This is a genomic window from Alteromonas lipotrueae (assembly GCF_019249215.1).
Taxonomy (GTDB): domain Bacteria; phylum Pseudomonadota; class Gammaproteobacteria; order Enterobacterales; family Alteromonadaceae; genus Alteromonas; species Alteromonas lipotrueae.
This window is the reverse complement of the sequence record NZ_JAESDI010000004.1, coordinates 144,393-157,530: the sequence shown is the minus strand read 5'-3', so window position 1 is coordinate 157,530 and position 13,138 is coordinate 144,393. Positions and strand designations below refer to the sequence as shown.

The window sequence follows — 13,138 nt, the reverse complement described above, 5'->3', positions numbered from 1 at the left end:
TATGAAAAGACTATTATCTCTTTGCTTACTAACCAGTGTTAGTGCGTTAACCTTTGCCCAAAGTAATGCTACTTCTTATGCGTCTTTGTCAGATGAATTGGAAATTATGTCGGGCGTAATGAACACCGCTTTTCGTCAAAACGCTAATCCAAAAGGGTGGCGAGTATCGCGACTAGAAAGCAGTTATCTAGCGGGGCAGGGGGCAGTGTTCACTGTGTCTGTACGAGGCAAAAGTGCTGATTGGATCCACGATATTGAAGCCATGGTGGAAGGCATGCCAACGCCTCCAGCAGCGCCGGTTGCCCCAGAAGGTGGTGGTATTGTTTTTGAGCTAAGCCGTGAATGGGAAGATTTTGCGGGCGAAGCAAGCCGTCGAATTGCCGAGGTTTTTGAAGATAACAACGACCAAATACGTGATATCCGCTCTCGCTCTAGAGAATTAGCGTGGGAAACTCGCGAGCTCGAGCGCCGCAAGCGCGATATGTCTTTTGAATTAAGACAAGCTGATGACGATAGAAAAGAAGCGCTTGAAAAAGAAATGCAGGAACTTGAATCGTCTTTAGCATCAATAAATGCCCAGTCGGCGGAACTAGAAGAAGAAGTACGTCAATTAGAAGGTGAGCAGCAAGTAAAATTAGCGAAACAAAAGGAAAGTCGTCAGCAAGCCTATCGTTCATTTTTGGCTAACTTTGAAGCCAGTATTGGCAGCACATTTTGCCGATTTGGCGCAGGACTTAGGGGGGTACCTGAGGGAGAACACGTCAGCATGATATTAAAAGACTTTGAATACGGCGATGATAATAACAAGCACGACCGAATTTATGTGTTCAGCAAAGCCAAAATAAAAGCATGTGTACAAGAGAAAATTGACGCCGAAGCACTATTGACTAGCGCTACTATTTATACCTTTTAACTGTACTATTAAAACCAGACATTCAAAACCAGCGCGTACGCAATACGATTACGACACTAACTAAGGGGCGGTATGGCCGAGTTCTGCCGCCCATTGTAGTTCACCGCGCGACAACCCATTTGCCGAACTTGCCCCAAAGCTATGTAATGCACTGTAAGCACTGTTTGAAGGCACGCGGCAATAATGACACAAGGCATAAAACAGTAAGCTACAGCGATGCTGTGAACCATCACAGTGTAAGTACACACTGGCGCCTTCAGATAGCATCTGCGACAGTTCGTGCAGATATTGATGCAAGTGAACATCATCGGTAGGTGAATCTGCTGAAGGGTGTAAAAAAGGCAGCCATATCCACTCTAACCCAGCTGCTTTAGCTCCATCGCGAATAACAGGGGCATCTTCTTCACCGGTTTGTACCGTGGCAAGGTGAGTAACCCCCAACCCTTTCAACCTTGCATAGGTATCAGATGTCGGTTTTTGCCCCAGACAGATCTTTCCAGCGCTAAGTGAAAACCACGCAAGGGATGTTTGGCGATTTGTACCTTGGGATACAGATGATGATTCGTTTTTATTCATACCACATAATAATATATTGAGAAGTAATGGCAGCTGCACCCGCCTAATACGAACACATGCCAGATAGCATGAGTATATTTTACCTTTTTCGCCACATAAAAACACACCCCAAGGCTGAAGCATAAACCACCCGCGACCAGTAACCATAATCCAGCACCTGGTAGCGCAACATACAGCGGGTAAATGAGCCCAATGGCAATCCACCCCATCAATAAGTAGGTCATCACGGATATTTTTGGAAAACGGTGCTGCGCAATAAGCTTAAAGGCAACGCCACCAAGAGCTAAACACCAAATTACCGCCGTCATGGTGATGCCAAGTACGCCTCCAATCGACACTAACAATAAAGGTGTGTAAGTACCTGCTATCAACAAATATATTGCACTGTGGTCGAATAGCTTTAGCCAGCCCTTTGCCTTATGGTGTGACGTAGCATGATAAAGGGTAGAGCTCAAAAACATAAGAATGAGCGTAGCGCCGTATATCGCAGCGGCGGTAATGGTTAGGGTGTTATCTGCGCGGTAGAGTAGAAATACCATACCTACAATGGCAGCAATAAAACCAACACCATGACTGATACTGTTAAGCCATTCTTCCAATACAGAATAGGCTTTTGCCGTAATACTTGTCATGACTTCCTCCAACTCTATTTTAATCTAGCGGCCGTACTGATACGTTTATTGCTAATACAATTGTGCGATATGTTTGTACCTTAACGCGTGTAATTCATTTAGCGCGCTTTCAGCGTACACTTGTTCGCTAAAGTATAACAGAAGCGTTGTCGACGAGTATGACAATTTTACATTGTACGTTGATGAAGGCGTAACCTTTCGTATCATTGTCGCTAAAAGTATTCGTCACTTATCTCATCGCGTGTGAATGACAATCAGTAAAAGTGTTGAACGTAGAGTCTTGTTTACGTTATGTAGTCATGGGCGTAGTTAACCCTTCATTTCTTCTAACTCTAAGCCCTTTGTTTCATAAACATAGCGAAGAACGAAGCCGATAGAGAGCAAGGCAAAGAAAGCATACAGTCCGTAAGCACCCGCAAGGCCTATTCCTGCAAGAAGCATTGGGAAAGACCATGTGATAACAAAGTTAGTAAACCACTGCACTAACCCGCTTACGGCCAAGCCGGAGCCTCTTAATTGGTTAGGAAACATTTCTCCTAGCATTACCCACATTACCGGCCCCCAAGAAAAGTTAAAGCAGAATACATAAAGATTGGCAGCGATGAGTGCAACAGGCCCCCATTCATTTAACGCCAGCCTGCCATCAACATGTTGTTCTGAGTTTAGGAAGGCTAACGTTACTACGGCAAGCGATACCGTCATGCCTATAGAACCCCATTTAAGCAATGGTTTTCTTCCAATCTTGTCGATAACAGATAGCGCCACAACACATGCCGCGATGCTGATAGCTCCGCTTATCACATTAATGAGTAGTGCATCTGCTTCTGAAAAGCCCACGGCTTGCCACAATACGGCACCGTAATAGAATACAACGTTGATCCCAACTAACTGCTGAAGTGCAGCCAACCCAATCCCTATCCAAACAATTGATCTTACTTTTCCAGAGTTTTTATCAATAAGATCTTTTAATTGCGGTTTATGATCTTGCGACAAAGACGCTTCAATTTCGGCCAGTTTCTTTTGCCCATTAGCGCCATAAAGTTTGCCCAATACTTCACTCGCTTTATCTGTTTTTTTCTTAACCACTAAAAAGCGAGGGCTTTCTGGTATAAAAAGTAACATGAGGAAAAACAGCAATGCTGGGATGACTTCCATCCAGAACATCCAACGCCACGCTTCAAAATTTAACCAAAGCACCTGTGTAGAACCTGACGCATAGTCGGCAAGAAAATAGTTACTTAGAAAAGCAGCGAACAAGCCGCTAATAATGGCTATTTGTTGAATAGACGCCAGCATGCCGCGATACTTTGCCGGTGCGACTTCTGCAATATAAGCAGGTGCCATAACCGACGCTGCCCCTACGGCAAGTCCTCCAATAATACGATATATAACGAATTCCGATCCGCTGCCTGCTATACCTGAGCCCCATGCACTAACCAGGAAAAAGGTTGCGGCTACAAGGAGCAATGACTTCCTTCCGTATCTATCAGCTAAACGACCAGCAAAAAAAGCACCTACTGCACATCCAAGTAGCATACTGGATACATTAAATCCTGTACCGACACTCTCTGATTGAAATGCTACGCTTAGCCCTTCTACAGTTCCATTAATTACCCCGCTATCGAATCCAAATAGAAAGCCTCCGATGGTAGCCACGATAGTAATAAATAAAACGAAGCCATTCCCCGAGGCTTCATTAGGCAGGTCAATATTTGTTGTAGTGTCCATATTATTATTCTCTTTAAGGTAAGGTTCCGATATCAACTGGCTTTTATGACTGATGAGCTTGGCTCATTTTCAAAATGGTTGGGCTGTGAATCTTGACGGTATTCAACGGGCGTTTTATCAAAGTGCTTTCGAAACAAAGCATACATATACTGCACCGACGGATAGCCGCAACGCTTGGCTATATCACCACTATTGGCATCAGTTTCTTTGAGCATTTGGCATGCGCGGTTTAGTTTTTCGTTGTGTATTTCTGTATGAATACTATGGCCTCTTTCTTCTCGAAATCGCGATTCCAAGTTAGATCTCGAGATGCCTACATGATCTAGCACTTGGTCTACTTTAATTCCCTTACACGCATTCATGTGAATGTAATGGGACGCTTGCATTACAAGTGGATCTTTAATTGCTTTGAAATCAGTAGACTGGCGTTCTGCTACCGTCACAGGGGGGACTAACAATTGTTTGTTTTTTATTGCGGTTCCGTTTAATTGCTTGTGCAGTAATCGTGCTGCCTGATACCCCATTTCCAAACTACCTTGTCGTACAGACGTCAAGCTAACTCGGCTTAAAAAGCGTGTTAGTTCATCGTCATCAATGCCTATCACGGCAAACCTTTCTGGAATAAGAAAGCCTAGGTGATCGCACGCTTGAAGAAGGTGGCGCGCGCGAGAATCTGTCACTGCCACTATCCCTGTGGGAGAGGGTAGGCTTTTAAGCCAATCGGTTAAGCGCTTCTGAGAATATTGCCACGTTTCGGCTCTAACCGCATGGCCTCGATAGACATAACATTCATAGCCATAGTGTGTCGCGAGAGACAGCATGGCTTGCTCTCTTTCTTGCGCCCACCTTTGCGCTTTGCCAATTGGCGAGCCGTAGAATGCAAACCTTTCAATTCCTTTATGCCGTAAATGATTGAAAGCGGCTTCCACTAAAGCATAATTGTCTGTCGCCACATAGGGTACATTTGGATAGCTAGCATCATCTTGGTAAGAGCCGCCTATCGCTACGACTGGTATCTTGGTGTTACTCAGCGCTTGCTCAATAGCGGGGTTGTCAAAGTCTGCAATAACGCCGTCGCCACTCCACTCATCAAAATGCTCAAGACGAGTTAAAAAGTCTTCTTCTAAATACAGGTCCCAATCGGCATTTGATACTTGCAGGTAGCTTCCGATACCTTCAATTATTTGCCTATCAAATATCTTACTTGCATTCAAAAGCAGCGTAATACTGTGCGCTTTTTCAACCATAGTTAATTCCTGAATATAAACAAATTACGTAAAGCCAATTACGTTTATTAGTTTTAAATATACTAAACGAGTAAGTGGTAATTAACAAAACGATTACAAAATTTCATAATTGATATTGACGCTTTTAGTAATCAATATTTAAGGCATAGCCTCATATAACCGCGGAAAGACTATGTACTTAGGAGTAGATTTAGGCACATCCAGTGTAAAAACAGTGTTAATGGATGAGGAGGGGCTAATTACGGTCTCAGTAAGCAGGCCGCTTAATGTATCCATGCCTAAGCCGTTGTGGTCCGAACAAGATGCTGGCGAATGGTGGAAGGCAACGTGCGATTGTTTAGATGAGCTATCTGAACAGATTGAATTGTCCAATGTTAAGTCGATAGGTTTAAGTGGCCAAATGCACGGTGCAACGCTGCTTGACGAGTCAGGGAACGTGCTAAGGCCAGCAATCCTGTGGAACGATGGACGCTGTGTTGCCGAATGTGACGAGCTAAACAAGGCCGTTCCTGATTCAGCTATGCGCACAGGCAACGTCATTATGGCGGGGTTCACCGCCCCCAAGCTACTTTGGGTTAAAAAATATGAGCCCGAGGTATTTGCGAAAGTAAGTAAAGTGTTGCTACCCAAAGATTTTTTAAGATATCAACTTAGCGGCGAGTTTGCATCTGATATGTCTGATGCTGCTGGCACCATGTGGTTGAATACTGAAACGCGTCAATGGGATGAAGTGTTATTAGCATCATGTGGTCTTGGAGTTGATAATATGCCTGCGCTCTTTGAAGGAAGTGAAGTGACTGGCACTTTAAAAGCTTCACTGGCTGAGCGGTGGGGTATGCATAATGTCGTGATTGCTGGTGGCGCAGGAGACAATGCTGCTGGCGCGATAGGCTGTGGTATTTTCGAGCCCGGACATGCCATGTTGTCACTAGGTACCTCAGGTGTCTATTTCGCTGTTACCGAAAGGTTTTCAGTGAATACTGCACAAGCGGTTCATAGCTTTTGTCATGCATTGCCTGACCGGTGGCATATGATGTCCGTTATGCTCAGTGCCGCAAGTTGTTTAGAATGGTATTGCCTTCAAAGTGGCTACAAAGATGTAGTTGAAATGATGGAAGACATTCAGCGCAATACCACCCAGTTAGATTCAGAAACCCCTTTATTTTTACCCTACTTAACGGGTGAAAGAACACCTCACAATAACCCTTCTGCAAAAGCCGCTTTTTTTGGTGTGTCGGCGTCGACTCGCCGTGTACATATGGCTCGCGCTGTTGTTGAAGGGGTATCGATGGCGCTTGCAGATGGCATCGATGCCGTACACCAAAGTGGCGTGACGACAACATCTATTAGCCTCATCGGCGGGGGCGCTAAAAGCATATTCTGGCGACAGCTTCTCAGCGACATCAGCGGCTACGCTTTAGAGTATAGAGAGGGCGGCGATGTGGGGCCGGCTTTGGGTGCCGCGCGATTAGCCAAGCTTGCTGCTAACCCTCAGTTAGCGCCAAGTGATGTTTGTTTTAAGCCGCCTCTTGAAGCGTCTTACAGCCCTCAGAAAGACATTCACAATAGATACCTTCTTAAGCGTCAACAGTTTCGAGAACTTTATTACGCAGTAGAGCCTTTCTTCACGTAGCAACGCAAGCGAGCTCAAAGCTTATCGTCATTTATTACGCATTTTAGATAAAGGAAAAACCATGAATAACTACTTCGAAAACATCCCTACCATAAAATATGAGGGGGCGGAGTCGACTAATCCTCTTGCCTTCAAACACTATAATCCGAAAGAAGAGGTGGGTGGGAAAACGATGGAAGAGCACCTGCGGTTTGCTGCGTGCTATTGGCATAATTTCTGTTGGGATGGTGCTGATGTATTTGGCACTGGTACTTTCAATAGGCCCTGGCTTGCAGCCGGTGATCCCATGGAACGTGCTAAGCAAAAAGCCGATGTGGCCTTTTCTTTTTTTGAAAAACTAGGCGCACCATTCTATTGCTTTCATGATATTGATGTCGCCCCTGAAGGCAATTCAGTTAACGAATACATTCGCAATCTTTCAGAAATGACAGATGTGCTTGCACGTAAGCAAGAAGAGACTGGCATGAAGTTGCTTTGGGGCACAGCCAATGTTTTTAGTCACCCACGTTACATGTCTGGCGCTGCCACAAACCCGAACCCTGAAATATTCACTCGTGCCGCGACCCAAGTTTATCACGCCATGAATGCAACGAAGGCACTTGGCGGTGAGAATTATGTTTTGTGGGGGGGGCGAGAGGGCTATGAAACGCTCTTAAACACAGATTTAAAACGAGAGCGTCAGCAATTTGGGCGCTTTATGAACATGGTTGTTGAGCATAAACACAAAATCGGCTTTGACGGATTATTATTAATTGAGCCAAAACCACAAGAGCCTACTAAGCATCAATACGACTACGATACTGCAACTGTTTATGGCTTCTTAAAAGAGTTTGGTTTAGAGAAAGAATTTGCGGTAAATATTGAAGCGAATCACGCCACACTCTCTGGCCATTCTTTCCATCACGAAATAGCGACAGCTTTTGCGCTAGGTATTTTTGGTTCCATTGATGCGAACCGTGGAGACGCGCAATTAGGCTGGGATACCGATCAATTTCCTAATTCGGTAGAAGAAATGACCCTCATTTGCTATGAAATACTGAAAAATGGTGGCTACACATCGGGCGGCTTTAACTTCGATACCAAATTACGACGCCAAAGTTTGGATGCAGAAGACCTGTTCTTAGGTCATATAGGTGGAATGGATACCTGTGCGCTGGGTTTAAAGAAAGCATATGAAATGCTTTCAAATGACGTGCTCACACAGAATGTGGAAAATCGCTATGCTGGATGGGGTTCAACAGTTGGGCAGAAAATTTTAGAAGGTAATATGTCTTTAGAATCCCTGGCGAAACATGCGCTAGCTAATGGCTTAGATCCTAAGCCATTCTCTGGAAAACAAGAGGGGCTGGAGAACTACGTAAACCAAATTATTTATAAATAAATGCATGTGAAGAAATAAAAAAAGCTGCCAATGGCAGCTTTTTTTTGCTTTATTCAAGCACTGTTTACAAAAAGTCTTTTCACCCCAGATTCACTACACCAGTTTATACAAGCTGCTGATGGCGCGAAGCCAATGATGCCAACTCACTTTGTGCAGGGGCGTTCCATGCCAGAACACCTTTATACAAAAACGCCTTCATGCTAACCGACGTCAACGAATGAAGTATAAAAAAGCGCAGCAGGGTTGAAATTTTATACCATGCGCGTTCTTTTTGAATGGCATTACCATGCAGATTTACTGTGGCAACGCGTTAATAGCACCTAAAACATATACCAAGGGCGCATTCCAATTAATAGCAATTTCATTGGTAGAAAAGCTGCACCAATCGTCAATGTAAGATTCTGCTGGTTCAGGGTAGGGATAATCGCATTCATCTTGACGCCCTGCATGCGGCCCACCCACTAGCATGCCAGGTACAGGCGCTATCACTCCATCGCTTGCTGAAATACGGTGATGGGGTGACATAGGCGTGAGGCTTCCATAGCCTGTAACGAAGCTATAGCCTGTTGGGTTCATGCCGAAGATATAAGAAATACTGTCGTAGACTGCATCTTTATATTTTGCAGTGCCGTTGATTTCATATGCGGCTAAAAGAATAAAGGCTTTATTGAGGAGCACACTATTACTCCCCCACACAAAATCATCTTCTTGCATTGGCACTAAATAAGGTGAGGTAGATACCTGCTCGGTAATTTTTTCAGCCAGCGCGATAAAAGCAGATTCTAGCCGAATAAGCTGCGAAACTGACAGCTTGTCCTGCGCATTTTTCAATAATGAAATCAGGCCTAATGTTTCAACATCTGCCCACCCAGGTATACTAAAATTGATTTCACTATTTTCAATTTGACTGAGGTAACGGGTATTCTCTGTGGCGATGTATAGCTCGGACGCCGCCCAGAAAAATTCGTCGTCGAATTGGTCATCGCCATACTCGCCGCTTTGTACATCATCAGGTTGTACATAGCGAACATCAGGGTTGAGGGTCGCCCATTGCCACGCTGCTTCAGCTTGTTGCAACCATTGGTGGGCTACATCGGGTGCTAGGTCTTTGTAAATACGGCTCGCCATTGCCATTGTGGCGGCGAAATCTAACGTAGCGCTTGTGGATACACCAATCATAAACCGCTGCGCATTATCTTCGTGGGGCATTTCAACACCTGCCCATTCTAACGTCGTGAGCTTATGAAATACGGCCCCGTCGTGGCGCTGCATACTTGCCATCCAGTCTAGGTTCCAACGCACTTCGTTTAGTAAATCGGCAACCCCGTCGTTTGATTCTGGGATCGCGACGTCTACCGTTTCATAGTATTGAGGGTAGTGCTCGTAAGCGGCAAGTAACGTATAAGTCGCAATGCCAGCATTAACAGTATATTTTCCGTAGTCGCCTGCATCATACCAGCCCTTTTCAGAGGGCAGAGCGCTAAGAGCGTCCATTGAAGAGGTGGCGGCAGAGGAGTGCACACTAACTTGCGTATCCAGATGACCAGCTGGTCGCTTCCATTGCCCAGCATATTCTTCACTTAGCGCCATACCAGAGCGATTAAAATAGTACGACTTAAATGCAGCGCGATGGGCGTCATCATAAATAGTTGGGCTTATGGTAAAGGGCAAAGAGGGCGGTATACCTTTAACGTCTAAGTAAAATTCTCCAAGTTCATCGAAGTCATTAAAACTCGCTAATTTTAACGATGGGTCATTACTAAGGTCCCACGAGCTAGTTACTTCCAACTCTCCTTGATAGACAACGTCATCGCTCGTTGAGCGCTTTATTGAAAATTTGCCTGATGCTGACGTTGGCACAAGTGCATGCTTTTTCCCATTTGGTAGGTATCCCACCTGATTGAGTTTAATACTCAAGGGCTTTTCTGAGCGAGCTTGTTGAAATTTAGATTTGCCATTGTCATCTGCACATCCGTTCAAGATCAAACTCGTCAGACCGACTAATAGCAAAAGAAATAAGGTTCGGTTCATAATTCGCGAACTAACTGACAAGAAGCGATACATTAGAGACCCTAGTGTTATGTGGTTTTAAGTTGTTACATTTTTGTCAAAATACAACGATAAGTCGTCTTACTAAAGGCGCAAAGCGTAGAAATAGACGCTTTGTACGTGTATTTAAACGAATGTAGACATGTTTGGTTGATGGCTAAGAAAAAAAACATTCCATTTACACAATTTAGGTCAATTCGCTTCTTGCGTCACGGTATTGAACACGTTATAAAACAATAAAAAAGTGTTTGGTTATTAATGAAAATCGTTTTGTTTAACTTTCATGATATGGTCTTGCTGTTCACTGTTTTTCAGTGCCTTTTATTTGCTCTTTTCTTGGCGACACTCAAGCGCGGCAAAAGAAAAACACATTTTTTGCTCGCCGCCTTTTTACTTTCACAAGCGGCAATTCCTTTAGACAATCTAATCAATTTTGGAGAGATGTTTCGTTCTATAGCGTTGTCTTTTTCACCAAACCTTTTTTACTCATTCGGACTCGCGTACTGGGTTGAAGCGCCATTATTACTTTTCTACATTCGTAGTCTAATATACAAAGACTACCAGTTCAGACGCTACGACCTGCTTTTCTTACTGCCTTTCTTGGTTTACGCCATCTATTTTGCTAACAATTGGTGGCTTGAAGATGAGGCTGTGAAAATTGCCGCCTTGCAGGGGGATATTATTGCCAATACTCCATTCGTAGAGCGAGCAATATATTTGTTTCGTGAAGCTTTTCGAGTGGCGTGCGGGGTGTTGTGCCTAATAGAACTCAATAGTTATCAGAGGCAGCTTAAACAACAAGTTGCAGAAACTGAGAGTGTGGATTTGACGTGGTTAAAAGCGTTAGTTATAGGCTTTTTAGTTGTTAGAGTTATTGCCGTAGTAACGGCGCTTGCCATTGTTTCTGCGTATGAATTTGGGCTCTATATCGACCATGGGTTTATAGGTCTAAGTTCAAACTATGCGGTTTTGTTAATGATATCTGGACTGATATTCTTTAGTGCAGGTTATTCCACCATATTTCGTGGAATTGACAGTAAACTTACCCCCGCGGCCACAAAAGAAAAACCGAAAATAGACGTTCGGCAGGTTGATAAAATCACCCGTTACATGCATTTAAACAAGCCTTATTTGAACCATCTACTAACGTTGGAAAATCTGGCAAACCAATTAGACGTCCCCCCTCGGGTTCTCTCTCATATTATTAATCATCATTTTAATAAAAACTTTTTTGAGTTTATTAATCATTACCGAATTGAAGAGAGTAAATTGCTATTAGAAAGCGAGTCGAATCGCCGCGCGACCATGTTAGATATAATGGATGCAGCGGGCTTTAACAGTAAAGCCACATTTAATACGTTCTTTAAAAAGTTAACAGAGAAAACACCTACCCAGTATCGAAAAGACTACTGGGAATAAGCGGCAACAATTTCGCCGCTTAACAATGTGGTCATTAAGAGCTACTTTGAACTTAGTTGTGCAATAAATTGTGCGTGTTCGGGAAGTACAGCAGCTGACTTATCGATTACACTCGCGATATGGGTAAGTCGTTCATCAATGAGTGATGTGCTCATTCTATCCACTAACGGGTGATATCCTTCACTTCGTAACCCTTGCCCATGCATGACGGCAAGCCACGATGTTTCATTAAATAACTCATTGTCTATGCGAAAAATACGACCTGAATCTTTGTATAATTGCATTTTTTGATTCAACGACTCACTCAATGAAATGTTGCGACAGTATCGCCAAAATTCGCTATCGTTTCTTTCTGTCAAAGCATAATGCAACACGATAAAGTCTCTAATCTGTTCAAACTCTTTTTCAGTCTGGCGGTTGTACATATCAATGTCGCTTTGACAAAACCGATTGTTTGGAAAGAGTGTCATCAATCTCGCTATCCCCGATTGAATTAAATGTAACCCAGTAGACTCTAGCGGCTCAATGAACCCAGCAGATAATCCTATGCCTAAACAGTTTTTTATCCAACTTTGAGGGCGCATTCCTGTCTTCCAGGCTAAAAAGTTTGGCTCCGCTAAAGGTTCTCCCTCCAATTGCGCCATGAGCTCATCTAGCACGACGTCTTTTTCCGTAAATTTACTCGAGTACACATAACCATTACCAATTCGATGCTGCAAAGGAATTCGCCATGTCCAACCTGCGGCTTTCGCTGTTGATTGGGTGTAGGGTTTTAACATGCTATCGGCAGATTTACACGGGATTGCAATGGCACTATCACAGGGCAATAGGTCGCTCCAATCGCTAAACGTCGCACCCATTTCTTTTTCCAAAAGTAAACTTCGAAAACCACTACAATCTATGTAAAACTCACCATCAATACATTGGCCATCTTGCAAGGTAAGCGTATTAATATGGCCATTAAGGTGTTTTGAAACCGTTTCAACTTTACCACTAACATGCCGAACTCCGCGCGTTACTGCAAAGTCGCGTAAAAAATTAGCATACAAAGTACTGTCGAAATGATATGCATAACTCATATTGGCGAGGGGGGAATTGTTCTGCGCCTTAACCTTGCCAAATCGCCCACCTTTAGCCGCCATCGCTTCAACGGAATACGCACAAAGGTCGCCACCAGCACCTTCGTTAAAACGCTTAAGCCAGAAATGATGAAACGGCAATGCTTCCATATTAATACCGAACGTGCCGAAGGGATGAAAATAGGCATGACCTTGATGCTTCCAGTCTTTAAATTCAATACCCAGCTTATACGTCGCGTTAGTGGCACGGATAAAGTCAGCTTCATCAATACCCAAAATTCGGTTAAATAAAGTAATTTGAGGGATAGTCGCCTCACCCACAGAAACCCCTTGAAGGTCCTTGCTTTCGATAAGCGTGACACTATATTTTGATAGGTCTAAGACCTTGCTGAGGGTCGCTGCGGTCATCCAGCCTGCAGACCCACCGCCTACAATCACGATAGACTTTATAGACATTGATTGAGACATAACTTCCCCATAA

Annotated in this window: 10 protein-coding genes; 4 read left to right on the top strand and 6 right to left on the bottom strand. The window is 43.9% G+C overall.

Features of this window, described 5'->3' with window-relative positions; all coding sequences use genetic code 11:
• Window position 1: 1 nt before the first annotated feature.
• The gene (locus tag JKP82_RS05615; protein WP_218396170.1) at window positions 2-913 is read left to right on the top strand and encodes a hypothetical protein; all 912 of its coding nucleotides are present in this window, start codon (window positions 2-4) and stop codon (window positions 911-913) included.
• A 60-nt stretch (window positions 914-973) separates the two neighbouring features.
• On the opposite strand, the gene JKP82_RS05610 is transcribed toward JKP82_RS05615, so the two are convergent.
• From JKP82_RS05610 to JKP82_RS05595, 4 genes are all read right to left on the bottom strand, one after another.
• Window positions 974-1,489, bottom strand: a complete 516-nt coding sequence (locus JKP82_RS05610) for a protein-tyrosine phosphatase family protein (protein ID WP_159528942.1) — start codon at window positions 1,487-1,489, stop codon at window positions 974-976.
• Entirely contained in the window at window positions 1,486-2,121 is a 636-nt protein-coding gene (gene trhA / locus JKP82_RS05605; protein WP_159528944.1) for a PAQR family membrane homeostasis protein TrhA, read from the bottom strand. Before trhA ends, JKP82_RS05610 begins: the two co-directional genes overlap by 4 nt.
• Window positions 2,122-2,430: 309 nt before the next feature.
• Window positions 2,431-3,849: a sugar porter family MFS transporter gene (locus JKP82_RS05600; RefSeq protein WP_159528946.1), complete on the bottom strand. Its 1,419-nt coding sequence runs from the start codon at window positions 3,847-3,849 to the stop codon at window positions 2,431-2,433.
• A 32-nt stretch (window positions 3,850-3,881) separates the two neighbouring features.
• Window positions 3,882-5,096 (bottom strand): XylR family transcriptional regulator, encoded by a 1,215-nt coding sequence (locus JKP82_RS05595; protein WP_218396168.1) that lies wholly within the window; start codon window positions 5,094-5,096, stop codon window positions 3,882-3,884.
• A 172-nt stretch (window positions 5,097-5,268) separates the two neighbouring features.
• Between JKP82_RS05595 and xylB the strand changes: the two genes are divergently transcribed.
• Both xylB and xylA read left to right on the top strand, forming a co-directional pair.
• Window positions 5,269-6,729 (top strand): xylulokinase, encoded by a 1,461-nt coding sequence (gene xylB, locus JKP82_RS05590; protein WP_218396165.1) that lies wholly within the window; start codon window positions 5,269-5,271, stop codon window positions 6,727-6,729.
• Window positions 6,730-6,790: 61 nt separating this feature from the next.
• The gene (gene xylA / locus JKP82_RS05585) at window positions 6,791-8,110 is read left to right on the top strand and encodes a xylose isomerase (protein ID WP_159528952.1); all 1,320 of its coding nucleotides are present in this window, start codon (window positions 6,791-6,793) and stop codon (window positions 8,108-8,110) included.
• A gap of 294 nt (window positions 8,111-8,404) precedes the next feature.
• On the opposite strand, the gene JKP82_RS05580 is transcribed toward xylA, so the two are convergent.
• The gene (locus JKP82_RS05580) at window positions 8,405-10,090 is read right to left on the bottom strand and encodes a glycoside hydrolase family 9 protein (RefSeq protein ID WP_159528954.1); all 1,686 of its coding nucleotides are present in this window, start codon (window positions 10,088-10,090) and stop codon (window positions 8,405-8,407) included.
• A gap of 510 nt (window positions 10,091-10,600) precedes the next feature.
• On the opposite strand from JKP82_RS05580, the gene JKP82_RS05575 reads away from it, so the two are divergent.
• Complete coding sequence (locus JKP82_RS05575) at window positions 10,601-11,578, top strand: helix-turn-helix domain-containing protein (protein ID WP_232370577.1); 978 nt, start codon at window positions 10,601-10,603, stop codon at window positions 11,576-11,578.
• A 41-nt stretch (window positions 11,579-11,619) separates the two neighbouring features.
• Here JKP82_RS05575 and JKP82_RS05570 read toward each other — a convergent pair whose 3' ends face one another.
• Entirely contained in the window at window positions 11,620-13,125 is a 1,506-nt protein-coding gene (locus JKP82_RS05570; protein WP_218396164.1) for a tryptophan halogenase family protein, read from the bottom strand.
• Window positions 13,126-13,138: the final 13 nt, after the last annotated feature.

What these genes read in the sequence shown, in the direction of transcription:
- trhA (WP_159528944.1), bottom strand. Translation starts at nt 2,121, where the DNA reads ATGACAAGTATTACGGCAAAAGCCTATTCTGTATTGGAAGAATGGCTT.
- JKP82_RS05595 (WP_218396168.1), bottom strand. Translation starts at nt 5,096, where the DNA reads ATGGTTGAAAAAGCGCACAGTATTACGCTGCTTTTGAATGCAAGTAAG.
- xylB (WP_218396165.1), top strand. Translation starts at nt 5,269, where the DNA reads ATGTACTTAGGAGTAGATTTAGGCACATCCAGTGTAAAAACAGTGTTA.
- JKP82_RS05600 (WP_159528946.1), bottom strand. Translation starts at nt 3,849, where the DNA reads ATGGACACTACAACAAATATTGACCTGCCTAATGAAGCCTCGGGGAAT.
- JKP82_RS05615 (WP_218396170.1), top strand. Translation starts at nt 2, where the DNA reads ATGAAAAGACTATTATCTCTTTGCTTACTAACCAGTGTTAGTGCGTTA.
- JKP82_RS05570 (WP_218396164.1), bottom strand. Translation starts at nt 13,125, where the DNA reads ATGTCTCAATCAATGTCTATAAAGTCTATCGTGATTGTAGGCGGTGGG.
- JKP82_RS05610 (WP_159528942.1), bottom strand. Translation starts at nt 1,489, where the DNA reads ATGAATAAAAACGAATCATCATCTGTATCCCAAGGTACAAATCGCCAA.
- JKP82_RS05575 (WP_232370577.1), top strand. Translation starts at nt 10,601, where the DNA reads ATGTTTCGTTCTATAGCGTTGTCTTTTTCACCAAACCTTTTTTACTCA.
- xylA (WP_159528952.1), top strand. Translation starts at nt 6,791, where the DNA reads ATGAATAACTACTTCGAAAACATCCCTACCATAAAATATGAGGGGGCG.